This is a genomic window from uncultured Mucilaginibacter sp., from assembly GCF_903893715.1.
GTDB lineage: Bacteria > Bacteroidota > Bacteroidia > Sphingobacteriales > Sphingobacteriaceae > Mucilaginibacter.
The window spans coordinates 23,413-46,302 of record NZ_CAITNG010000129.1; the positions used below are offsets into that span (position 1 = coordinate 23,413).

The 22,890-nt window shown below is 44.1% G+C and carries 17 protein-coding genes; 13 read left to right on the forward strand and 4 right to left on the reverse strand.

Annotation, left to right across the window (positions count from 1 at the left end):
• The first annotated feature begins 274 nt into the window (after positions 1 to 274).
• The 11 genes from QZX97_RS14740 to QZX97_RS14790 all read left to right on the forward strand — a co-directional run bounded on the left by QZX97_RS14740 (position 275) and on the right by QZX97_RS14790 (position 12,381).
• The gene (locus QZX97_RS14740; protein ID WP_295649531.1) at positions 275 to 1,306 is read left to right on the forward strand and encodes a GntR family transcriptional regulator; all 1,032 of its coding nucleotides are present in this window, start codon (positions 275 to 277) and stop codon (positions 1,304 to 1,306) included.
• A 229-nt stretch (positions 1,307 to 1,535) separates the two neighbouring features.
• Positions 1,536 to 1,973 (forward strand): Rrf2 family transcriptional regulator, encoded by a 438-nt coding sequence (locus QZX97_RS14745; RefSeq protein ID WP_295649533.1) that lies wholly within the window; start codon positions 1,536 to 1,538, stop codon positions 1,971 to 1,973.
• Positions 1,974 to 2,204: 231 nt separating this feature from the next.
• Positions 2,205 to 4,307 (forward strand): HEPN domain-containing protein, encoded by a 2,103-nt coding sequence (locus QZX97_RS14750; RefSeq protein ID WP_295649535.1) that lies wholly within the window; start codon positions 2,205 to 2,207, stop codon positions 4,305 to 4,307.
• A gap of 17 nt (positions 4,308 to 4,324) precedes the next feature.
• On the forward strand, positions 4,325 to 5,863 hold the full coding sequence (locus QZX97_RS14755) for a TSUP family transporter (protein ID WP_295649537.1): 1,539 nt from the start codon (positions 4,325 to 4,327) through the stop codon (positions 5,861 to 5,863).
• Between the two features lie 3 nt (positions 5,864 to 5,866).
• Complete coding sequence (locus QZX97_RS14760) at positions 5,867 to 6,583, forward strand: phosphoadenylyl-sulfate reductase (protein WP_295649538.1); 717 nt, start codon at positions 5,867 to 5,869, stop codon at positions 6,581 to 6,583.
• Positions 6,580 to 7,485, forward strand: a complete 906-nt coding sequence (cysD, locus tag QZX97_RS14765; protein WP_295664747.1) for a sulfate adenylyltransferase subunit CysD — start codon at positions 6,580 to 6,582, stop codon at positions 7,483 to 7,485. Before QZX97_RS14760 ends, cysD begins: the two co-directional genes overlap by 4 nt.
• A gap of 76 nt (positions 7,486 to 7,561) precedes the next feature.
• Complete coding sequence (locus tag QZX97_RS14770; protein WP_295649545.1) at positions 7,562 to 8,812, forward strand: GTP-binding protein; 1,251 nt, start codon at positions 7,562 to 7,564, stop codon at positions 8,810 to 8,812.
• 192 nt (positions 8,813 to 9,004) lie between these two features.
• Positions 9,005 to 10,177 carry a glycosyltransferase family 87 protein gene (locus QZX97_RS14775; protein ID WP_295649548.1) on the forward strand — a complete coding sequence of 391 codons (1,173 nt, stop codon included), beginning with the start codon at positions 9,005 to 9,007 and terminating at the stop codon, positions 10,175 to 10,177.
• A complete protein-coding gene (locus QZX97_RS14780) occupies positions 10,174 to 11,124 on the forward strand; it encodes a glycosyltransferase family 2 protein (RefSeq protein ID WP_295649551.1) in 951 nt (316 codons plus the stop codon). Before QZX97_RS14775 ends, QZX97_RS14780 begins: the two co-directional genes overlap by 4 nt.
• Complete coding sequence (locus QZX97_RS14785; protein ID WP_295649553.1) at positions 11,105 to 11,890, forward strand: polysaccharide deacetylase family protein; 786 nt, start codon at positions 11,105 to 11,107, stop codon at positions 11,888 to 11,890. The genes QZX97_RS14780 and QZX97_RS14785 overlap by 20 nt, the downstream gene beginning before the upstream one ends.
• 11 nt (positions 11,891 to 11,901) lie before the next feature.
• Positions 11,902 to 12,381 carry a hypothetical protein gene (locus tag QZX97_RS14790; RefSeq protein ID WP_295649555.1) on the forward strand — a complete coding sequence of 160 codons (480 nt, stop codon included), beginning with the start codon at positions 11,902 to 11,904 and terminating at the stop codon, positions 12,379 to 12,381.
• A gap of 41 nt (positions 12,382 to 12,422) precedes the next feature.
• Here QZX97_RS14790 and QZX97_RS14795 read toward each other — a convergent pair whose 3' ends face one another.
• The 3 genes from QZX97_RS14795 to QZX97_RS14805 are packed head-to-tail and all read right to left on the reverse strand — an operon-like array spanning position 12,423 to position 18,169.
• Positions 12,423 to 14,144 (reverse strand): dihydrolipoamide acetyltransferase family protein, encoded by a 1,722-nt coding sequence (locus QZX97_RS14795; protein WP_295649556.1) that lies wholly within the window; start codon positions 14,142 to 14,144, stop codon positions 12,423 to 12,425.
• 43 nt (positions 14,145 to 14,187) lie between these two features.
• Positions 14,188 to 15,441 carry a competence/damage-inducible protein A gene (locus QZX97_RS14800; RefSeq protein WP_295649559.1) on the reverse strand — a complete coding sequence of 418 codons (1,254 nt, stop codon included), beginning with the start codon at positions 15,439 to 15,441 and terminating at the stop codon, positions 14,188 to 14,190.
• Position 15,442: 1 nt separating this feature from the next.
• Positions 15,443 to 18,169: a putative LPS assembly protein LptD gene (locus tag QZX97_RS14805; RefSeq protein ID WP_295649562.1), complete on the reverse strand. Its 2,727-nt coding sequence runs from the start codon at positions 18,167 to 18,169 to the stop codon at positions 15,443 to 15,445.
• Between the two features lie 54 nt (positions 18,170 to 18,223).
• Here QZX97_RS14805 and QZX97_RS14810 point away from each other — a divergent pair, with 54 nt between their 5' ends.
• Together QZX97_RS14810 and QZX97_RS14815 are read left to right on the forward strand one after the other, a co-directional pair.
• Positions 18,224 to 19,072, forward strand: a complete 849-nt coding sequence (locus tag QZX97_RS14810) for an N-acetylmuramoyl-L-alanine amidase (protein WP_295649564.1) — start codon at positions 18,224 to 18,226, stop codon at positions 19,070 to 19,072.
• Between the two features lie 50 nt (positions 19,073 to 19,122).
• The gene (locus QZX97_RS14815) at positions 19,123 to 20,088 is read left to right on the forward strand and encodes an MlaD family protein (protein ID WP_295649566.1); all 966 of its coding nucleotides are present in this window, start codon (positions 19,123 to 19,125) and stop codon (positions 20,086 to 20,088) included.
• Between the two features lie 52 nt (positions 20,089 to 20,140).
• On the opposite strand, the gene QZX97_RS14820 is transcribed toward QZX97_RS14815, so the two are convergent.
• Complete coding sequence (locus QZX97_RS14820; protein ID WP_295649569.1) at positions 20,141 to 22,642, reverse strand: hypothetical protein; 2,502 nt, start codon at positions 22,640 to 22,642, stop codon at positions 20,141 to 20,143.
• Between the last annotated feature and the right edge of the window lie 248 nt (positions 22,643 to 22,890).

Consider the following 22,890-nt stretch of genomic DNA (forward strand, 5'->3'; position numbering starts at 1 on the left):
AATTTAATTACTAAATCGGACAAAAAATAAGCCTTATTTAACCAAGCTTCGTTTATTACTCCTTATTCATTATAATTGCAGCTGCAATTATAGCGCAAACTATCGTGAGCCCTAGTTTTTGTGTGTAAAATATTGCTTGCAATGCTTAAAAAAACATCCGAAAACTATATTTTCTTCTGGGTTATGGCAAATATTAGTGATAATTTTGCAAGTCAACATTGTTGACAGGAAGTGAAATGATAGTAGTTTTAATTTAATAACGCACAGGTATTCGATGAAACAGCCCCCAATTTTTGAATGTATTTTTATTGACTACTATTCGTCGACACCAAAGTACCTGCAGTTGGCAAATTCCATCATTACCGGCATATCCGATGGCAAGATTAGCAAGAACGATATTTTACCATCCATAAACGAGCTAAGCTATAATTTCGAGATATCGCGCGATACGGCCGAAAAAGCCTATAAGTACCTTAAAAAGATAGGCCTGTTGGGTTCTGTCCCCGGTAAGGGCTATTATGTTAAAAGTACCGACAGGAGTCATAAACTCAAAGTTTTCCTGCTATTCAACAAGTTAAGCTATCACAAAAAACTCATTTACGATTCCATTGTCGAGTCGCTGGGTGAGATGGCAGCTGTTGACCTCTATATATATAACAACGACTACACCCTTTTTAAAAAACTGCTCCAAAACAAAAGCGACGATTATACGCATTATGTAATTATCCCCCACTTTGTTGAAGGGGGCGAAAAGGCGCACGAAATCATCAATACCATCCCGAAAGAAAAGCTCATACTATTGGACAAACTGATACCCGGGGTGGAAGGCAATTTTGCTGCGGTTTACGAAAATTTTGAACACGATATTTATCACGCCCTGGAACAAGGCCTGGAGCAATTGAGTAAATACCATACCATCAAAATCATTTTCCCTGAAAACTCTTATTACCCGGGCGAAATTTTAAAAGGATACTATAATTTTTGCCACCAGTATGCATTTAATTGTAAGGTAGTACACCACATCGAAGCTGAAGAGATAGGGACAGGTGAGGCATATATCAACCTGATGGAAAGCGACCTGGTTACGCTGATAGAACGCATCATTTCGACCAAATTGAAAGTGGGGAAAGATGTCGGCGTGATATCCTATAATGAAACCCCGCTTAAGAAAATAATCCTCGATGGTTTGACCACCATTTCGTCGGATTTTGAAGATATGGGGCGCAAAACAGCAGAACTCATACTGAACAACCTGACAGACCATATCGAGACGCCTTTTTACCTTACACTAAGGGCATCATTGTAAGAACGCCACCGCACACCTCGTTTTATTTGGCCATAATTTTTATAATTTCAGTTTTTTTATTGCAACGAGCCAACCAATTTTGCTTTTGAGGCGTTATAAAAGAAAAATTTAGGATTTTTGTTAATTTTAACGACAATTCAGGTATAGTATATCCATATTTTGTTTTTAAATTTTGCGAAGACCAATAATTTGACTTTCTTTATATCATAATTCTTACGTTTTTCGATATATGCTTTCTAAAAAGACGAAATATGCAATTAAAGCTTTGGTTAGCCTGGGCAAAAATGCCGGAAATCCACCGGTACAGATCTCAAAAATTGCAGAACAGGAAAAAATCCCAAAAAAGTTCCTTGAACAGATATTGTTAGACCTGCGTAATGCCGGCTATCTTTACAGTAAAAAGGGTGCCGGCGGTGGTTATAGCCTCAATAAAGACCCTAAGGATATTTTCCTGGTGCAAATTATGCGAATAACCGATGGCCCCATTGCCATGGTACCTTGCGCCAGCCTCAACTTTTATCACAAATGCGAAGAATGTAAAGCCGAAGGGACCTGCGGCATCCGCAGCGTGTTTATTGATGTGCGCGACGCCACCCTGCACATATTGAGCGAAACCAGCATTGCCGATATCATCAGCCGCGAAATGAACTTAATAGCCGACGCCTAAACTAACAGGCAAAAGTCAGAAGAGTGAAATTTTTTGAATAAAGACTATCATTTCTATATGCTTTATATATATTTGTAGCGCGAAAACAAAATATAACGCGATCATTACATAATTTGTAGTTCAATAGCGGTATTTTTGCGGCAAGGCGGAGTTAGACAGAGAAATATTACAAACGCCCCTTCAGAACGCACTCGAAGGGGATTTTTTTTAGATAAGCATCAATACAACAATATGCAGAGTTTCAGGACCGAGTTAGAGGACCCGATAGTTGAACAGGACATTATTGACCTTGAAAAAAAGATACGCATGTTTCGCGACGGCGAAATACATGATGAAAAGTTCAGGAGCCTGCGCCTGGCCCGCGGCGTTTACGGGCAACGCCAGCAAGGCGTGCAAATGGTCCGCATCAAATTACCGTTCGGTAAGGTTACTTTTAAACAATTGTTAAAGATTGCCGATATATCCGATGAATACGCCAGTCGCAACCTGCATTTAACTACCCGTCAAGACATACAAATACATTACGTAAGCCTCGGCCGCACACCCGAACTTTGGGCCAAATTGGAGCAGGACGATATTACCTTACGCGAAGCTTGCGGAAATACCGTAAGGAACGTAACCTCCTCCCCCAATGCCGGTATCGACCCGGACGAACCATTTGATGTTTCGCCATACGCACAAGCCACTTTCGAGTACTTTTTGCGCAACCCTATTTGTCAGGAAATGGGCCGTAAATTCAAAATAGCGTTCTCATCGAGCGAAAGGGATACGGCATTTTCTTTTATCCACGATTTGGGTTTTATCCCGAAAGTAAGAACAGAAAACGGTGAAGAAAAACGCGGTTTTAAAGTGCTATTAGGCGGCGGCTTAGGCGCACAGCCGGTATTGGCGCATGTGGTGCACGAGTTTTTACCCGAAGACCAACTGATACCTTATACCGAAACCGTTATCCGCGTGTTCGACCGTTATGGCGAACGCAACAACCGCAACAAGGCTCGCATGAAGTTCCTGATCCAGAAATTAGGTCTCGGCGAAGTTTTACGTTTGGTTGAAGAAGAACGCGTAGCCATCAAATCGAAAAGTTTTGTTATCGATAGGAATACCGTTCCGCAACCTGCTTTACCCGAAAACACCAACTATCCTGAAGCAGAAATAAGCAAGCCAACACATTATAAGCATTGGTTAGCCACCAACGTTTTTGAGCAAAAGCAAAAAGGCTTTTACGGCGTATATATTAAAGTTGAGGTTGGCGATATCCCTACAGACCAGGCACGCAAATTAGTTGAGGCCATCAGCCCATATGTGGCCGATGAGATACGCATCACCATAAACCAGGGCTTATTGTTAAAGTTTGTGCGCAAAGAAGCCTTGCCGCATCTGTATAACAAATTGGACGAATTAGGGCTGGCAAAACCCGGTTTCGATAGCGTTGCCGATATAACCACCTGCCCCGGTACGGATACCTGTAACCTCGGCATATCCAACAGCATGACATTTGCGCGCGTATTGGAAGACCTCATCTACAACGAATACGAAGACCTGGTTTACAACCGCGAAATCAAAATAAAAATAAGCGGCTGCATGAACTCCTGCGGACAGCATGGCCTGGCGCATATCGGCTTTCATGGCAGCTCGTTAAAGGCCATGGGCAAAGTACTGCCATCAATGCAGGTATTGTTGGGTGGTGGTATTGTTGGCGATGGCCTTGGCCGCGCCGCCGATAAGGTAATAAAAGTACCCGCTAAGCGCGCTACAGATGTGTTGAGGACCGTATTGAACGACTACCAGGCCAATACCAACGAGGGGGAAACATTCTTATCATACTACGACAGGCAAGGCAAAGACTATTTTTACCAGATGCTAAAACCCCTCGCCGATCTGACCAACCTGAAAGATGAAGAATTTGTTGATTGGGGCCACGAAGAGACATTTGAAACCGCCATTGGTGTTGGCGAATGTGCCGGTGTGGTGATAGACCTGATTGCAACTCTATTGTTTGAGGCAGAAGAAAAATTTGGCTGGGCACAACAAGCCTTTGAAAGAAAAGCTTACGCCGACGCCATTTACCATGCCTATAGCACCTTTATCAGCGCGGCTAAAGCTTTGTTGTTGGATAAGGGCATTAACAGTTCCACACAGGCAGGGATCATCCGCGAGTTTGATACCAATTACGTAACAACCGGAGAAATTGAACTGGATGGTACATTTGATGAACTGATTTTACAAATCAATAAAAACGAACCGACTGAAGCTTTTGCAACACACTACCTGCTACAAGCCAAAGTGTTCCTGCAAACCGTTAAAGACAAGCGCGAGGCTTTGATTCAATTATAAAATACCCATAAATACCCATGAGCACGTTACCAAAAAACAATGCACCTACATTGGCTCCGGATAAAAAACCGGATGGTAACCAGCTATTCCCTGTATTTTTGAAATTGAACGAGCTGCATACCTTGTTGGTTGGCGCAGGGCCTATCGGTCTCGAAAAACTGACCGCGATACTTGGCAACAGTACTGAAGCCAAGGTCACCATTGTTGCCGAGCAGGTATCGGAAGAAGTTAATGAGCTTTCCGCGAAATTTCCGAAGGTTACTGTATTGCAAAAATCTTTTGCTGAAGACGACCTGAAAGGTGTGAACCTTGTAGTGGTTGCCACCGGTAACGATTCGCTAAACACCTATATCAGGCAATTAGCCAAACAACATAATTTACTGATCAACGTGGCCGATAAACCATCGCTTTGCGATTTTTATTTAGGTTCCATCGTACAAAAAGGCGACCTCAAAGTGGCCATATCTACAAACGGCAAATCGCCAACCATTGCCAAAAGACTAAAACAAGTGTTAAACGAAAGTATACCCGAAGAGTTGGATACAACGCTTCAACAAATGAGCCAGTTGCGCGACACGCTGAAAGGCGATTTCGCATTCAAAGTGCAACGACTGAACGAACTTACATCGATATTGGTAGAGCCCGTTGAAGAACAGCAGGCCGAAGAAACCGTTACCGAAGGAAAAAATTTTAAATGGATATTGTGGTGCTCCATCGTGGCATCGTTAGCCATTGTTATTTACGCGTTTTGGTTAAAAGACCCCGGTTTTCAAAGCTACTTACAAAACATACAGCCGATATTCTACTACTTTTTAGGGGCAGGCTTTGTCTTCGCCATGATTGATGGCGCCATCGGTATGTCGTACGGTGTAACATCAACTACCTTCTCGTTAAGCATGGGCATCCCTCCCGCTGTTGCCAGCATGGGCGTGCATATTTCCGAAATAATGAGCAACGGTATTGCCGGCTGGATGCACTATCGCATGGGCAATATCAACTGGCGCCTGTTTTGGCTGTTGTTGGTGCCCGGCGCCGTTGGTGCAGGCTTAGGTGCTTTTCTTCTGTCGTCGCTGGAGCATTACAGCATGTATACAAAACCGGTAGTATCATTGTACACCCTGATATTAGGTTGGGTTATCCTGTCAAAAGCTTTTAAACCCAAATACAAAAAAGCTGCTGGTAAAATTAAACGCATTGCCTTCTTAGGGTTTGGCGGTGGTTTTATCGATGCCGTTGGTGGCGGTGGCTGGGGTTCTATCGTATTATCATCGTTAATTGCGGGTGGTCGTAGTCCAAGATTTTCGTTGGGAACTGTTAAGCTTTCGCGCTTTTTTATCGCGTTAATCAGCTCGATAACTTTCATCACTATGTTGGCCAATTCTCATTCAAAATGGGAAGCAGTATTCGGCCTCGTTATCGGCAGCGCCTTGGCATCGCCTATCGCCGCAAGGGTATCCAATAAAATATCTACCAAAGCCATTATGGTATCTGTTGGGGTTATCGTAATTTTGATCAGTATTTACAGCATCGAGAAGTTTGTTGTGAAAGTGTTGTAAGACATGGAAAGTTCGATAAATAAAATAAGCGCGCAGATTGCCGGCCTCGATCCGGTGGAGGCATTGGCATTATTGGCTGACCTTTTCCCCGGAAAAATCGTTTTTTCTACCAGTTTTGGCTGGGAAGACCAGGTAATTAGCCACATGATTTTTGCCAACAAGCTGCCCATTAAGGTTTTTACTTTAGAGACCGGCCGCCTTTTCCCCGAAACTTATTATACCTGGGGGCGCACTTTAGAGCGTTATGGAGAAAATATCCACGCCTACTATCCCAATACTGAAGCTGTGGAACGTATGGTAAGCACCAAAGGGCCAAGCAGCTTTTATGAATCGGTAGAGAACCGCAAGGAATGTTGCAGCATCCGTAAGGTCGAGCCATTGAACCGTGCCCTTGCCGGGAACGATGTTTGGGTAACCGGCATCCGCGCCGAACAATCGGCCAACAGGCAGGGTATGAGCGATTTGGAATGGGACGAGATACACCGACTCATCAAGTTCCACCCGATTTACAACTGGACCTTAGACGAAGTTAAAGCATACATAAAACAATACAATATACCGTATAATCCGCTTCATGATAAAGGATTCCCCAGCATTGGCTGTGCGCCTTGTACACGCGCCGTTGCCGAAGGCGAAGATTTCCGTGCCGGCCGTTGGTGGTGGGAAGATCAGTCGAAGAAAGAGTGTGGTTTGCATGAAGTAAGTACCGAACAAAAATGAGTAGAAATAAACTAAACTATTTAGACGACCTGGAGGCCGAAGCGATATACATTTTGCGCGAGGTTGCAGGGCAGTTTGAAAAACCGGCCTTGTTGTTCTCGGGTGGTAAAGATTCGATTACCCTGGTGCGTTTGGCTGAGAAGGCTTTCCGCCCTGGTAAATTCCCATTCCCGTTGGTGCACATCGATACCGGACATAATTTTGGAGAGACCATCACCTATCGTGATGAGATGATTGAGCGTATCGGCGAAAAGCTGATTGTAGGTTATGTACAGGATGATATTGATGCAGGGCGCGTGATAGAACAAAAAGGCAAAAACGCCAGTCGCAATGCGTTGCAAACCGTTACCCTACTGAATACCATCGAAAAATATAAATTCGACGCCTGTATTGGCGGTGCGCGCCGCGATGAAGAAAAGGCAAGAGCTAAAGAGCGTATATTTTCGGTACGCGATGAGTTTGGCCAGTGGGACCCAAAACGCCAGCGCCCCGAGTTATGGAACTTGTACAATGGCAAGATACACAAAGGCGAAAATGTAAGGGTATTCCCCATAAGCAATTGGACCGAACTGGACGTTTGGAACTATATCCGTCGCGAGAATATCCCCTTGCCATCTATTTACTTCGCGCACCAGCGCGATGTAATTACCCGTAACGGGCAATTGATGGCAGCTAACCCAGCGCTTAATATGGATAAGGATGACGTTATTGAACGCCGTAATGTGCGTTTCCGTACCGTTGGCGATATGACGTGTACAGCGGCCGTAGCATCCGACGCTTTTGAGATTGACGATATCATCGACGAAATCAGCGCATCCAAAATAAGCGAACGCGGTGCCCGTATGGACGATAAGGTGTCGGAAGCAGCAATGGAAGACAGGAAAAAAGGCGGTTACTTTTGATGTAAGATGTAAAATGGAAGGTGGAAAATGTAAAACCCCTCTTCCGTCTTACGTCTTCCATCTTACATAAAAACAAATGGATATACTTAAATTTTTAACGGCAGGCAGTGTTGATGATGGTAAAAGTACCCTCATCGGGCGTTTATTGTACGATAGCGAATCGATATTACAGGATCAACTGGAAGCTTTGCAAGCATCCAACCGTAAAAACGACGATGGTACGATTGACCTGGCTATTTTGACCGATGGCCTCAAGGCCGAACGTGAGCAAGGTATCACCATCGATGTGGCCTACAAATACTTTCAGACCGAAAAGCGCAAATTCATTATTGCCGATACGCCTGGGCATATCCAATACACCCGTAACATGGTTACCGGTGCATCCAACGCCGATTTGGCTATCATCCTCGTTGATGCCCGCAAAGGCGTTATTGAGCAAACCATACGCCATTCCTATTTAGTATCATTGCTTGCCTTACAGCACGTAGTGGTTGCCGTAAACAAGATGGACATGGTGGATTACAGCGAAGAAGTATTCAACAACATCGTTAAAGCTTACCAGGCCATGGCTGCTAAGCTTAACCTGAACGAAGTAACCTATATACCTGTTAGTGCTTTAAAAGGCGATAACATTGTGCACGAGTCGCTGAACATGCTATGGTACAAAGGCAAAAGCCTGTTGGATCATTTGGAAACTGTGCCGGTGGCAATTGACGACAGTACTGACCATGCCCGTATGCCGGTACAATGGATCATCCGCCCGCAAACCGACGAATTGCACGATTACCGTGGTTATGCAGGTCGTGTTGTCAGCGGCTCGTTTAAGGTAAACGACCGCGTTACCGTGTTGCCCTCTTGTTTTAGTTCTACCATCAGCAAGGTGGAGTTTTTTGATAAAGAGCCTGAAGAAGCCTTGGCAGGTATGTCGGTAACCTTGCATTTGCAGGACGAGATAGACATTAGCCGTGGCGATATTTTAGTGAATGCCAATCACTTACCTATTGTATCTCAACTCATAGAAGCCGACTTATGCTGGATGGACACCAAGCCGATGGATACCTCGCTAACCTACCTTATACAACACAACAGCAAAACCACCCGCTGCAAGATCAGCGATGTGCTGCACAAGGTCAACATCAACACCCTCGAAAAAGTTCCTGCCGATAGCTTTAATTTGAACGATATAGGCCGCATTGTCATCAAAACCGCCGAGCCTTTGGCCTTCGACCTTTATCAGGACAACAAAGCCAATGGCGGTGCTATTTTGATAGACAGCCGCACCAATTTAACCGTTGGGGCTTTGATGTTCAGGGCCAACGCGGATTAGGTGATGGCATCATGCTTTAATAGGTAAGTGTGCATACCTCATAATTTGGGTAAAAATCCGTATTTTTGTTTCAGCGGAAAGCATGTTGCAAAACTTGGGGGAGCGGGTGTAAAATATTAAAAAACACCCATATTTACCCCCCCCCCTGTGTAAACGCATACATGCAATGTTAAGCTACCCTGATCCATTTGAATGCAAAAAATTAAGGCTTTTTTTACCAATAAATATGTTGTTTTGGGCTTATGGTTTGGTTTGGCAACCCTAGCCGCTTTTAAACAGGTGTTAACACATGGTATTAACAATTACCTGTTGTACAAATGGTCGTGGCTGCACCTTATCCAACAAAAAAACATTTACCTGCACTACCCGGCGCTGTTTGAAGACTGCCACCATTACGGGCCGTTTTTTGGTTTGATCATCGCGCCATTCTCTGTTTTTCCAGACTATATCGGTGTAATGCTGTGGAGCATATTTAATACTTTTATGTTGTACAAGGCGGTTACCATGCTGCCATTGGATCCTAAAAAACAACTGCTCATCCTGCTCATCTGCGCCCACGAACTGATGACATCATCGTTTAGTGTACAGGTTAATCCTTTTATAACGGCGCTCATCCTGTTCAGCTTTATTTTTATCCGCAGGGAAAAGGATTTTTGGGCGGCGCTGATGATTATTATAGGTACCTATATTAAGCTGTACGGCATTGTGGGCCTGGCGTTCTTCTTCTTTTCCGATCATAAATGGAAACTGATATGGGGGCTGGTGTTCTGGTCGGTTGTGTTGATGGGCTTGACCATGCTGGTATCTACCCCGCATTTTGTGATACAATCATACTACGACTGGTACCATAGCCTCGCCGCAAAGGACATTGAGAACAACGCATCGCGGATGCAGGACATTGGGGTTAAGGGCATGATCAGGCGGATATTTGATATCCGATTGTCGGATATTACTGTTCTTATCCCGGGTGTTATCGTGTTCTTTTCATCGTACATACGCATCGGTAACTTTAAAAGCATTAAGTTTCAGTTATTGATATTGGCTTCAACACTCATATTCCCCATCATTTTCAGCAGCAGCTCCGAATCGCCAACTTATATCATCGCTTTTATGGGTGTGGCCATCTGGTATATGAACTTAGACCGGCCGGTTACTAATTTTGAGATTTTTTTGATCATTTTTGCTTTGGTTATCACCAGCTTCTCCCCGTCGGACCTGTTCCCACGGTATTTGAGTGAACAGGTTACCAAAAAATATGGATTAAAAGCTTTACCTGTGTTTGTGGTATGGCTAAAGATAATTTACGAAACCTGGACAAGGGATTTTAATAAGGAAGAAACCCCGATATTGGCTACAGCATCATGAAGAAGAAACTATCGGTTGTGATACCGTCCTTTAACGAGGAAGGCAATATTGAGGAACTGGCCGCGCGCTTATTAGCTGTTTTAAAAAAACTGCCTTATACTTATGAGGTTATTTTTATTGATGACGGCAGTTCGGATGGCACGCTTGAAAAACTGAAAGGCCTTGGCAAGTTGGACCATAACCTGTTCTATCTGGAGCTTTCGCGGAATTTTGGACACCAAAACGCGTTAAAGGCCGGGTATGATTTTGCTACAGGCGATGCCATCGTCAGTATGGATGGCGATATGCAGCACCCGCCGGAACTGATCCCTCAATTTACCGAAAAATGGGAAGAAGGCTATGACGTGGTATACAGCTGCCGCGAATACCAGGACGATACCACTATATTCAAAACCAAAACCAGCGACCTGTTTTACAGCATGATCAATTCGCTGTCGGAAACCAAGCTGGAAAAGGGCACTGCCGATTTCCGTTTGATTGACCGCAAGGTGGCCAACGTATTGGTACAATTGAATGAGAACGGCTTGTTTATGCGCGGCCTTATCAAGTGGCTGGGCTTTAAACAATACGCCATACATTACCAGGCCGATGCCCGCTTTTCGGGTAAGAGCAAATACACCATTAAAAAGATGTTCCGGTTTGCAATTGAGGGCATTACGGCATTTAGCGTGCGGCCATTGTATATGGCCACCGGTATAGGTGTATTTTTCTCGTTCGCGTCGCTGCTTTATATACCATACATTTTGTATAGCTATTTCTTTCGTCCACAATACGAGGTTCAGGGCTGGGCATCACTTTTAGCCACGGTGGCTTTTTTTGGCGGGATGCATCTGATGGTGCTTGGCATCATTGGTACCTATCTGGGTAAACTGTTTATGCAGGCCAAACAAAGGCCCAATTATATCATACGTTCAACAAATTTAAAGGATGATCCTACTAAGCTTTGATATCGAAGAGTTTGACATGCCCTTTGAGTATGGCAAAACCATCAGTTTTGATGAGCAGCTCCGCGTGTCTACCGAAGGAACATTAAAGATACTGGATGTTCTCCGCAAGTATGATGTAAAAGCTACTTTTTACTGCACAGCCAATTATGCCAATAACAAGCCCGAAATTATCCGCCAAATAGTAAGCGAAGGGCACGAAATAGCATCGCATGGCTATTACCATTCCGATTTTAAGCCCGAACATCTCAAACAATCGAAAGACGCGCTGGAGCAAATATCCGGGCAAACCGTACAGGGCTACCGAATGGCACGTATGATGCCGGTTGACGAGAAAGAGATAAAAAAGGCGGGATATGTGTACAACTCATCCATAAACCCGACGTATTTGCCGGGACGATACAATAATTTGGGCAAACCGCGTAAATGGTTTTTTCAGGATGGTGTGTTGCAAATGCCATCCTCCGTATCACCGGTGGTACGTTTCCCCTTGTTTTGGTTGAGTTTCCACAACCTGCCCTTGCGAACACTAAAATGGTTGAGCAAAATCACCATCAAAAAAGATGGCTACGTAAACCTGTACTTCCACCCCTGGGAGTTTATGAATATTGATCAGCCCGAAAAATATGGCTTCCCGGGCTATGTTACCAAAAATACCGGTGACGCGTTTGTTGCGCGGATAGATGAGTTTATTCGTTGGGGTTGGAAAGCAGGCTACGCTTTCAGCCGAACAGATAGGTTTGTAGAGGAGATTATTGCGCCTAAGTAATCTTGGAAATTATGAAAAGGACAACGAGTTTAATGTTATTATTGGGATTTATCTTCGTCGCTTGTCATCATAAAGAGGAAGATTGTTTGCCTTTTATTAGCCCCAAATTTTGTACCGAATGGAAGTCCGATTCAACAGGTTGTTTGCGTTTGAGGCAAAAACTTGCAGATACCCTTTCAAAGAATAAACGATTGATGATAGGTGTTAAAATGGATTATCTTACTGATAAGTTGGGGATGCCGATTGATACAATAAAAACAACTGTCGGTGCTATTTATGAGTATAACATAGATTGTAAATATAGCCCTAAACTAAAGGTAGACTCAGAGCTATTAAAATCCCTAAAATCTAAATACCCTAATCTTGACACATCGGCCGCGGCCGTAAAAAAAATGGAACAACCACGCATAACCCACATCGGTTCATTTATGAGGATAAATGTTGATAAAGACAACATAATTACTCATGCAAGTTTTATTATAGCGGATTGAGATGAAATGAAACATCTTAAATCTGCCCTCTTACATCAATTCTACACTTCCCTATCCAAATCCCATTTTTCCAAATAATCGGCTACGCGGCGGATAAATGAGCCACCGAGTGCGCCATCCACAACCCTATGGTCGTACGATAAGGACAGAAACATCATGTGCCTGATGGCAATGGCATCGCCGGTTTCCGTTTCGATAACGGCTGGTTTCTTTTTAATGGCGCCTACGGCCAATATGGCCACCTGCGGCTGGTTGATGATGGGCGTGCCCATATCGTTACCAAACGAACCAACATTGGTAATAGTGAAAGTACCTTCACGTATCTCGTCGGGCACCAGTTTGCTGGTACGTGCACGGTTGGCCAAATCATTAACAGCATGGCTCAGGCCAATTAGGTTCAGCTCGTCGGCTTTGCGGATAACGGGCACAATAAGGTTACCACTTGGCAAGGCAGCTGCCATACCGATGTTGATATCTTTCTTTTTGATGATCTGCGTACCGTTAACTGATACATTGATCATGGGGTAATCCTTTATGGCTTTAGCTACAGCTTCTATAAATATCGGCATAAAGGTGATTTTGGTCCCCTCACGTTTTTCGAAGGCGGTCTTTATCTTTTCGCGCCATATAACCAAATTGGTTACATCAGCTTCCACAAACGAGGTAACGTGTGGGGAAGTATGTACGCTGGCCACCATATGGTCGGCTATAAGGCGGCGCATACGGTCCATCTCGATGATCTCGTCGCTTCCACCGGTTGATTTAGCAACAGGCGGTGGCGTAGAAGTTTTGGGTTGTTCGGATGTCGATGCGGCAGGTGCAGCTTTTGGCGGCTCCGGCTGTGGTGCCGGTGCAGCTGCGGCAACCGGTTTGGGTTGCTGCGGCACAATCGGCGGTGGCAATGGCGAAACAGGCGGCGGGGTCAAAGTAGACGCTATTGGCGTTTCTACTTTAGGCACCACCGGTGGTGGTGCAATGGGTGCAACAAACTTTGGCTGTTCAAGCGCTTCGGATGGCCTTGGCGATGGCGCAGCGGATGACGAAACCGGCGTAGTTGGCGGAACTACAGTTGCGGCAGGTTTAGCTGCTGCTTTGCTGCGGTTTTGCAGATACAGTAAAATATCGTCTTTAGTCAGGCGGCCATCGGCGCCTGTTCCGGGAATAGTATCCAGTTCTGCACCGGTTATCCCTTCGGTATGGGCAATATTACGCACCAAAGGCGAGTAAAACCGCGAACCGAAGTTCTGAACCTCAGGTTTCGGCAAGTTATTTAGTTGTTCAACACCCGGTATGCTTTCAGGCGCAACATCCGGCAAAATTTCCTCATCGTGTCCGTTTTCGTTGATATCGGTCAATATGGCCGCGTTATCGTCATCCTCGTCCGTCTCTTCCGAAAGTATCTCTTCCTCTATTATTTGCTCGGTTTCGGGTATAATAACCGCTTCAGTTACAGATTCGTCGTTTTTAAATGGCGTATAGGTTTCAATAGCTTTGGTTTGTTCGGGAGTGAAAGCTGTGGCTTCTTCGGTTTCAATAATGCCCAGCACACTTCCAACCTGTACTACTTCGTCTGTTTTGCAAAGCTGCAAAACCAATCTCCCCTTTACGGGCGAAGGTACTTCTGAATCAACTTTATCAGTGGCTATGTCAATTACCGCGTCGTCAATTTCAATCAGGTCGCCAATGTTTTTGTTCCATTTTATAATGGTAGCTTCGGCAACGCTCTCCCCCATTCTGGGCAACAATAGTTTAAATTTAGCCATTCAATGTCGCATTAGTAATCAACCCCCGAAATTTAGGATAAAATCAGGCTTGGGGCCTGTTTTCGCGCATTAAATTTATCAACATACCCATGGCTGTAATTGCCGTACGCTCAATGTTTTGCATGCGCTTTTTACCAAAAACAAACTTATGTGCAAAAGTTTTTTTACTGTTGGCAACTGCAATCCACACTGTACCCACCGGTTTATCATCGGTACCGCCATCCGGGCCTGCTATGCCGGTTACCGCGATGGCATAATCTGACTTGAAATTACGCAGCGCGCCTTCCACCATTTCCACAACGGTTTGCTCGCTTACCGCGCCGTATTTCCAAAGGGTTTCATTGGTTACACCGAGTATACTTTCTTTTAATTCGTAGGCATATGATACCGCCCCTCCCAAAAATACTTTTGATGAACCCGGATGCTGCGTGTACAGGTGTGAGATATAACCGCCGGTGCAACTTTCGGCAACGCTGAGCGTAAGCCCTTGAGCAGCCATTTCGTCCAATATGGCTTTTTCAATCGGTACGTCTTTATCGGTTACTACGTTTTTACCGATGCGATTTACCAGTTGAGTGGCGTAAATATCAACCTCGTTTTGTAAAGCGGCTTCATTTTGACCAAAAGCGCTCAAACGTAACCTAACCGAACCCAGCTTGGGCAAATAGGCTAGTTTTATATGCGATGGCAAAGCGCTTTCTATATCAGCTATCTTCTCCGCTAAAAAAGATTCGCCTTCGCCTACCGTAAGGATGGTTTTGTGTACAATTGATGGTAAAATAAAGGTATTCTTTAGTTTTGGGATGACGGTTTCTTCCATCATGTACATCATCTCGTGCGGCACGCCCGGCATCGAAACATATACTTTCCCTTCATGGTCGAACCACATACCCGGTGCCGTACCGTTTTTATTGAGGATGACCTCGCAATTTTCGGGTACATCGGCCTGTTTGATATTCACTTCGAGCAGCGGGCGGTTAAACCGTGCGAATATCCGGCTAACGTTCTCCAGCGCGTCTTTGTCCTGCACAAATCCGACGCCAAAATAAGCGGCGAGTGTGGTTTTGGTTATATCATCTTTTGTGGGGCCAAGGCCCCCGGTCATCAAAATAATATCCGCTCGGGTCTTCGCCTCGTTTAAAGCATTCACAATGTGGGCGGCATCGTCGGATACTGAACTGATTTGCTTTACGCGGATACCTATGGCATTGAGCTGCTGCGCAATCCATGCCGAATTGGTATCCACAATCTGGCCAATCAATATTTCATCACCAATAGTTATAATTTCGGCCAGCATATTAGTTGTTGTTATAGTAGTCTTTACGTTTACTGATCTTAAGATCCTGTAAGATAGAGGCTTTTACCTTTAAAGTAACGTTATAAAATTTATAATATCCAAAGGGTATCCATTGGAACGACATGTCCCAGCAATGTAAATCGCGGTATAGCGAAAGCGAGGTAGCACTAAACCTTGCCGCTTTTATATCGTACCCGGAAGTGTATTGAATCTTCCAGCCCGGGGTAACACTGACATCGCCGCTAAAATTAAGCGTATTACTGATAAAAGTAGACACGCCTGTGTTATTATACGAAAAACTATAGCTCATGCTGATGTTCCAGGGTATGTTAAAATCGATATAGGCGTTTGGATCCGAGTTGAGCATAGCCAGCCTGACAGCTTGTTCCTTTGTCATTCCGTTCAGCGTGTTATTAGGTACTTGTTGCTGACCGCTGGTGCCTGCCGGCTGATGTAGTGCCGTTGAATTGAAGTTAAAGCCTGTCGACAGGTTAAAGTTGGTTAATGTAGGCAGCTTGCCATCCTGAAAAGTATAGCGATTGATAGGATGCGCGTAGCGGATCAATTGCCCGTTGGTTACCGAGTCGCGCACCTGATTAACGTAAGGATTTAGGGTACCACCAAAACTAATGGCTAGCTTATCGTGGAAAAAAGCCGTGCGGCCCGAAAAGCTAATGGGCGAAAGCTTCATGGAGTCGGCTACAAAATTGTAAAAAGTGGAGAACGACAAGCCTTGCAGAATCGATATCTTACGTTCTGTTTGCGAAGTATCATTTTTGCTTGCCCTAATCTTCGCTTCAACGGTATTATCTAAACTAAAGGCCAACCCGGCAGATTTGCCCCCGCCAGGGCCCCCATAAACACCCTGCTCAAATATGGAATATGTTTGATAGGTGGAAGGATAAGGTATGGTGGCATTGCTTACAATTGTTTGATAGTATCCGGTATTGGGATTCGAATAATCCGGACGGTATTGAAAGCTCACCGAGGGAGTCATTACCGCCCGGATAGCCCTTAAGGCGCCGCTTTTAAAATACCTGGTAGCATACACCTTAGTAGAAAGACCTGTTGACAGCGAATAATAACCTGCCCTTCTGAAGCCCGGCACAGTATCTGTAACCAACGAATCCATACCCGAAACACTGCCACGTGCAAAATGCTTGCGGATGGTCTGGAAATAATCGACCTCATTATAGTTGACACTTGAGTTAAACTGGAAATAGTTAAGTATAGGCAGGCTTAAGCTGAGCGGTATGCTCTGGTTAAACCCATTTTGAAACCTTTTGCTTAAAGTTTGGCTTGTAAACAAGAGATTTTCAGGTACAGAGGTTACTTTATTGGTACCTTGTAAGCTATAGCCGATGGTGATACGCTCATACCATTTTTGCGGCCCTACCTGATCTTTTGTAGCAAACGGACTTAAGGTAGTCATGTTCAAGCTAAAGGTTGGCAGTTCGAGGGTTACAGTTTTGGCAGTAAGGTCTTGGCTGTGCGATAAGTTGGCGGTAAAGTTGAACGGCGTACCGGCAAAGGTATGCCCATACGATATACTGGAATGCAGGTTGTTTTGCGTTAAGGCCAATAAGTTATAATTAGTTTGCGCAGGCGAATTTTGATAAAAAGTAGAGGTGCCCGCATTTACCGATGCCGAAAAATTGGTGCCCGGGTGTGCATCCGGATCCTGAGTGTGCGTCCATTGAATATTAAAATCCTTTGATGCCGGGTCGGTTTCGAGGCCATATTTATGCGAACCATAACTAAAAGAAAATGTGCCCTGGTATTTATAACGTTTAAGATAATGCGACGTTGTATTCAAATCGAACGAGCCTTTAGAATAATAAGTGCCCGTGTTTAACATGTCGAGGTAATCGCTAAAGGCCAAATAGTAACCAAAGCCTTTCAAGTAGAAACCCAGTTGCTGGTCTTCGCCAAAGGTTGGCAGGATAAAACCCGAGGTGCGCTGGTCGGGCTTGGGGAAAAAGCCAAAAGGAATGGCCAGCGGTAAAGGTACACCCTCTATTTCCAGATAAGCCGGACCCGAAATGATGACGTGCTGCTCGGCAATACCCTTGGTAATCACAATACCGAAATCGGTATTAGGATATGGTTTGTTACAGGTACTGAACAGCACGTTATGGTACGCCACTTCTTTATCGTTCAAACGTTTGGCCACTCCGCCCGAAACATAATTTTCATCCTGTTTTGAATCAACGTTATATATCTTCCCTTTTTTGGTGATATAATTAAAAATAAGCGAGTCGGCGATAATTGGGTCCTGCCCTTTTTGTTTAAATATGGGCCTGCCTATATAAGCTTTGGTTTTAGGGTCTATCAGCCCGCTGGCAAATAACAGATGGTTCTTTTTATCTAACCGGATGTACTCCGCGTCTAAGGAAATATCTTCGAACGAGACACGCGCCGCGTGTTTTAAATAGATTATTTGGTTAACATTGTCTGCGGAGGTACTATCACTCGAATGTGCCTTTATTTCAGAGTTTACTGCAGGTTTTTTGTTCTTTCCGGTATCGGCCGGTGCTTTAATTTTACTTGCGTCTGATGGTTTTTTTCGCCTTTGTCTTAATAGTTTCCTATCTTTAGCAGTATCCAGCTGCACAATGGTATCGCGGGCTATACTATAACCACCTGTTTTTACGTAGTTATACGATGCGGCAAACGCAGGGGTGTTTAGAAGAAGTAGTACGATAAAAAAAAGACGGATAAATTTCAAAATTGATTATGAATAGTATTTTTGCAGAAAATGTTTATTCGCGGTTCAAAAATAATGAAAAATAAGGCATTGAAAAGATTGATTTGTTGTTTATGGGTAATCCTTTGTTTATCAGCATCGCATGTTTACGCATATTACCCTGTTGTTAAAAAAGATACTACTAATAATTTCCGTGTACGCACAATAGTAATAGACCCCGGACACGGCGGCCATACCGGCGCCAAAGGCACATATTCTACCGAAGAACAAGTAACGCTGGCATTAGGCTTTAAATTGCAAAAAGCCATACAAAAAGAAATAAAGGATGTCAGGGTAGTGATGACACGTACTACTCCCGATGGTGTATCGCTGCAAGCCAGGGCCGATATTGCCAACGAAGCAAAGGGCGATCTGTTTATATCGCTCCATTGTAATGCCTTGCCCGAAAAAATACACATTGTACATGGCAAAAAAGTACGCATACCCGATCATTCGGGCAAAGGCGTTTTAGAGTTGGTGTATATTCTTCGCCGCGATAAGGAAGAAGGCGCTGCCCTTCGCGAGAATTTATTTGATGAAAAAGATACCAAAGGCGGTCCCAACCTGGGTTTTGACCCTACCGACCCGGGGCAAATGATTATACTAAACGCTTTTAAGGCCAAATACCGCAAAAACAGCATCCTGTTTGCCAATTTGGTAAACGATGAGTTTGTACAAACCGACGGCAGGCCAAGCGATGGTGTTTTAGAGCAAAGCATACACGTGCTTTGCCATACTGCCATGCCATCGGTATTGATAGAGACCGGGTTTATTGATAACCCTGCTGAAGAAGACTTTTTGAACTCGGAAGACGGGCAGAACCAAATTGTGGCATCAATTGTGCGGGCCATCATCAATTACAAAAAGGAGATTGAACCCATTTGACTGAAAAAAGCCAAAACAAACACCACCAAAACCCATAAACACACATCATTTTGAAAATATCTAACGAAACCAAAATCGGCGCATTAACAGTTGTATCATTAGCTATCCTGCTTTTAGGGTATAGCTTTTTAAAGGGCAATGATGTTTTTTCGAACGAGAACAGGTTTTATGCCATTTATAATTCGGTTGACGGGCTTGCCATATCAAAACCTGTATTGGTAAACGGTTTCCCGATAGGCCGGGTATCGAATATGACTTTACTATCCGACGGGCGCACACTTTGCGAACTGAAAGTAGACTCGAAATACGATATCCCGAAAAACACTTTAGCTAAATTGGAAGGTACTGACCTGCTGGGCGGCAAAGCCATTGTATTTGAACTGGGCACCAGCAAAGAAATGGCGCCCGACAAAGATACCCTCCGCGCCGATATAAAAGGCGGCATTGCCGAAAGCCTGGAGCCGGTACAAAAAAAGGCTGAAGCCATTGTGGCCAAAATGGATTCAATATTAACTTCGGTGAACAATATTATGAACCCCAAGTTCCAAAAGAATGTTGACCGCAGCTTTACCAGTATTGCCAACTCGCTGCAGTCGTTGGAAGGTACAACCAAAAAGGTAGATGCCCTCGTAGGTGCGCAAAGCGCCCATATTGACCATATTATGGCCAATGTGGAAGACATTACAACGAGCCTGAAAACCAGCAACAAATCGTTGACGGGTACGATGGCGAACTTTAACAAGATAAGCGACGATATTGCCAAATCGAACATCAAACAAACGCTCGACAACGCCAGCAAGGCAGTAGCCGACCTGCAAGCTACCATTGCTAAAATGAACAGTAAAGATGGCTCGATAGGTTTAATGCTGAACGATAAAACGGTTTACAACAACCTGAGCGACGCTACCAACAACCTCAATAAACTACTCATCGACCTGAAAGCCAACCCGAAACGTTATGTACACTTCTCGGTTTTTGGAGGGAAGGATAATAAGGCTGCTGCTGACCCGCAGTAGTCATTGGTTCATTAGTTCACTGGTTCATGGGTGAAGAGACTTTTGCTTACTTTTATTTCACCGTATAAACTGACGTGCCGGTTATTGGGCCGCCGGTGGCTTTTATGCCTTCTACAATAATCCTTACTTTGGTTTTGGGGTCGGCGTTGTAAAAGTTTACTGTTGCATGGCCGTTGGCATCGGTGATTATGTTTGGTTCCCAATGAATGGTAGTGCGGAGGTCGGTTTTACTTTGGTCTTTCGGGCTATCGTATAGGGGTTTGTAAAAAATGCGGGATTGATAATAACCCTTTACTTGGGTTGTAACCAAACCAAAATCCTGTTTTTCGAACGCATCATCAGTGATAGTTAAGTAAATCATATAGAAATCTTCCCCACCCGGACCCATCAAATGTTTATAAACAACTTGTTTTACCTTGTCCATTGGTAAGGTGAAATAAGGCATATACATATCATCGATCATATGATCAAATTCATAATCTGTAACAACGTCTGTAATAACGGGCCTGCTTAGTGTGTAAACTTCTTGCCCGTTAATAACAAAATGTGGATAAACTTTATGGTACCCAGGAGATTCGATGTATGTGTTTCTAACATGATGATGTTCGACCCCGTAAAACACCACTCCGGGGGTATCCATAACTATCGCGTTCTTTAAATTATGTGCTAACCAATTATCTAAAGTTTCAAAATAGTAATCTTTTTTTTCAATGTTAAAAAATTCGTCCGGATAGCCGAAATGGACGCCAATAATATCCCCTATCATTACCCTTTTATCGGCTTTAATGGTTACTTCCTTTAAAACCCGCGAACCCTTAATCTTTCCGTTTTTTATGTCCGCAAGCCTTTTATAAAATACTTCATTTGAAGAGTAGCCAGAGTCTAAGACATTATTCGAATGGGGAACTATTCCCGATAATGGCTTAAATAGCGAATCGATAGTAATCCAGCCAACCCTTTTCCCCACATTATTGCTCGTGGTCAATTTAATTACCTGCGGGCCATATAATAGAACGTTATTAATAGAAAAATGGCCTATTGAATCTGTTTTGTTAGTAAATATTTTTGTCCCTCTGGCTTTGAAAGCATTGAGTGTGATATTCAGATCCGGCATTGCTTTATCAGCTAACTTTTGACGAACCTTTCCTACAATATCAAATCCATCTTCCGCCTTATAACTAATCCTGATAGCCGTATCGGCCAATCGCCGCCATATAAAATCACGCCAGCCCTGGGTTAGCAGCAGCATGTCGAGTTGTTTATGGCGGTTTACGTTGGTGGTATCGAAATAGCGGTTTGGCTGTTCTATCTCACCTTTCAATTCCGATTGCAGCATGAGGTAGGATTGGATGTTTTCGGGCTGCACGGGGACGATTCCCGCATCCACAACGACCATTGAAATGTTGGCTTTGCCGCCGTTGGTTTTGATGTCGACGGTAACTTTTTCTTTCGATTGATATTCCGTTTTGTCGGTTATGATGGTCAGCGGTACGGATTTGTGGTTGATATAAACCAAACGCTCGCAGTGGGGTTTGTTCTGGTCGTCGGTTAGCGTGATGGCGGTGATGCCGTCTGGCAAAAGGTTGTTGTCTATCCTGATAAGCGATTGACTGTCATTTATTTGTATATTTTTATTGAAGTATGTTTTGCCGCCATGTTTTCCCGATAAGGCAAAGCTATGACCTTTTACTTCGGCAAATTCAGCATCGTTGCAACTAATGATAACGTTGGTTAAGGAGTCGGAATGGCTTACCCGGATAGAAAAGCCTTTGGTTAAAGGTTGTGGCAAATCGGCGTTCAGGCCTTGTTGGTTTTTGGTATTGATGATGGCGTGATAGTTTTGCCCCTGCATCGGCAAAAGCACAAACAAACCCATCCCTAAAGTATCGCAACTGAAATGCGCCACCGTATCGCCTGCCGAACTTAATACCGCCCCCTTTGCCGGGATACCTTTGCCAAAACGGTCTTCGGTTTTTACAGCGACAATGGAACTGACGCCGGTTATCAATGAACCACTTTCGGGGTAAAAGCGTGCAACGGGAATATGAACAATGGCTGGAACTTTTGCCGCGCTTGTTTTAGTCGCTTTGTTGGCGGATTTATTGCTGGCAGCAACAGTATCCGCTTTTTTGGTTGTTGTATTGAGGATCGTTATCTCCTTTTCAAAAACAAAATTGTCGCCAAAGTTTCGCATCCAGTTGGTATAGGCGCGCAGGGTGTATTTGCCTGAAGGAATGGAATCGGATAATGAAATATCGCCGTTACCTGTGCCGAAGTCCATGCGGATGATTTCGGAGTTGATGATTTTGGCCGAGTCCTGCTCAATCAGATCGACATACAAATTGCCACTGGTGCCAATAGGCTGGTTGTTCTGGGCGTTTACAAGATAAGCCTTGAACCATAGCGTATCGCCCTGGGCGTACAGGTTACGATCTGTATGGAGGTATACTTTTTCGAAAAAGAGTTTGAACGAGGGTTTGTCCTGCGCGCGGAGGGTAAAGCTGTACGCCAATATAAAAGACAGGAAAATTAAACGCTTTGCAGTGAAATGCATAAGAGCGGTTTATGTTTGGTTATACCAAATATAGCCATTTAAACCATGATATGCCACAATAATATGATACAGAAATTACCTGCGCCGCTTGCATATACGCTCCGTTTTCGCGATATTGTAAAGAATTAAGTAAGGGCCAGATAATTATGATTTTCATAATTTATCGAGCTTAAAGTAACAATATCAAGTAAAATAATCTTACAAAATCCCCCCCCCCCCTGTCGGGATTTTGATTAACAAATTTGCAA

Excerpts from the sequence above, each read along its gene's own strand:
- QZX97_RS14775 (WP_295649548.1), top strand. The coding sequence starts at position 9,005 with ATGCAAAAAATTAAGGCTTTTTTTACCAATAAATATGTTGTTTTGGGC.
- QZX97_RS14785 (WP_295649553.1), top strand. The coding sequence starts at position 11,105 with ATGATCCTACTAAGCTTTGATATCGAAGAGTTTGACATGCCCTTTGAG.
- QZX97_RS14820 (WP_295649569.1), bottom strand. The coding sequence starts at position 22,642 with ATGCATTTCACTGCAAAGCGTTTAATTTTCCTGTCTTTTATATTGGCG.
- QZX97_RS14810 (WP_295649564.1), top strand. The coding sequence starts at position 18,224 with ATGAAAAATAAGGCATTGAAAAGATTGATTTGTTGTTTATGGGTAATC.
- QZX97_RS14750 (WP_295649535.1), top strand. The coding sequence starts at position 2,205 with ATGCAGAGTTTCAGGACCGAGTTAGAGGACCCGATAGTTGAACAGGAC.
- QZX97_RS14790 (WP_295649555.1), top strand. The coding sequence starts at position 11,902 with ATGAAAAGGACAACGAGTTTAATGTTATTATTGGGATTTATCTTCGTC.
- QZX97_RS14740 (WP_295649531.1), top strand. The coding sequence starts at position 275 with ATGAAACAGCCCCCAATTTTTGAATGTATTTTTATTGACTACTATTCG.
- QZX97_RS14755 (WP_295649537.1), top strand. The coding sequence starts at position 4,325 with ATGAGCACGTTACCAAAAAACAATGCACCTACATTGGCTCCGGATAAA.
- QZX97_RS14795 (WP_295649556.1), bottom strand. The coding sequence starts at position 14,144 with ATGGCTAAATTTAAACTATTGTTGCCCAGAATGGGGGAGAGCGTTGCC.
- QZX97_RS14780 (WP_295649551.1), top strand. The coding sequence starts at position 10,174 with ATGAAGAAGAAACTATCGGTTGTGATACCGTCCTTTAACGAGGAAGGC.
- QZX97_RS14800 (WP_295649559.1), bottom strand. The coding sequence starts at position 15,441 with ATGCTGGCCGAAATTATAACTATTGGTGATGAAATATTGATTGGCCAG.
- QZX97_RS14745 (WP_295649533.1), top strand. The coding sequence starts at position 1,536 with ATGCTTTCTAAAAAGACGAAATATGCAATTAAAGCTTTGGTTAGCCTG.
- cysD (WP_295664747.1), top strand. The coding sequence starts at position 6,580 with ATGAGTAGAAATAAACTAAACTATTTAGACGACCTGGAGGCCGAAGCG.
- QZX97_RS14770 (WP_295649545.1), top strand. The coding sequence starts at position 7,562 with ATGGATATACTTAAATTTTTAACGGCAGGCAGTGTTGATGATGGTAAA.
- QZX97_RS14760 (WP_295649538.1), top strand. The coding sequence starts at position 5,867 with ATGGAAAGTTCGATAAATAAAATAAGCGCGCAGATTGCCGGCCTCGAT.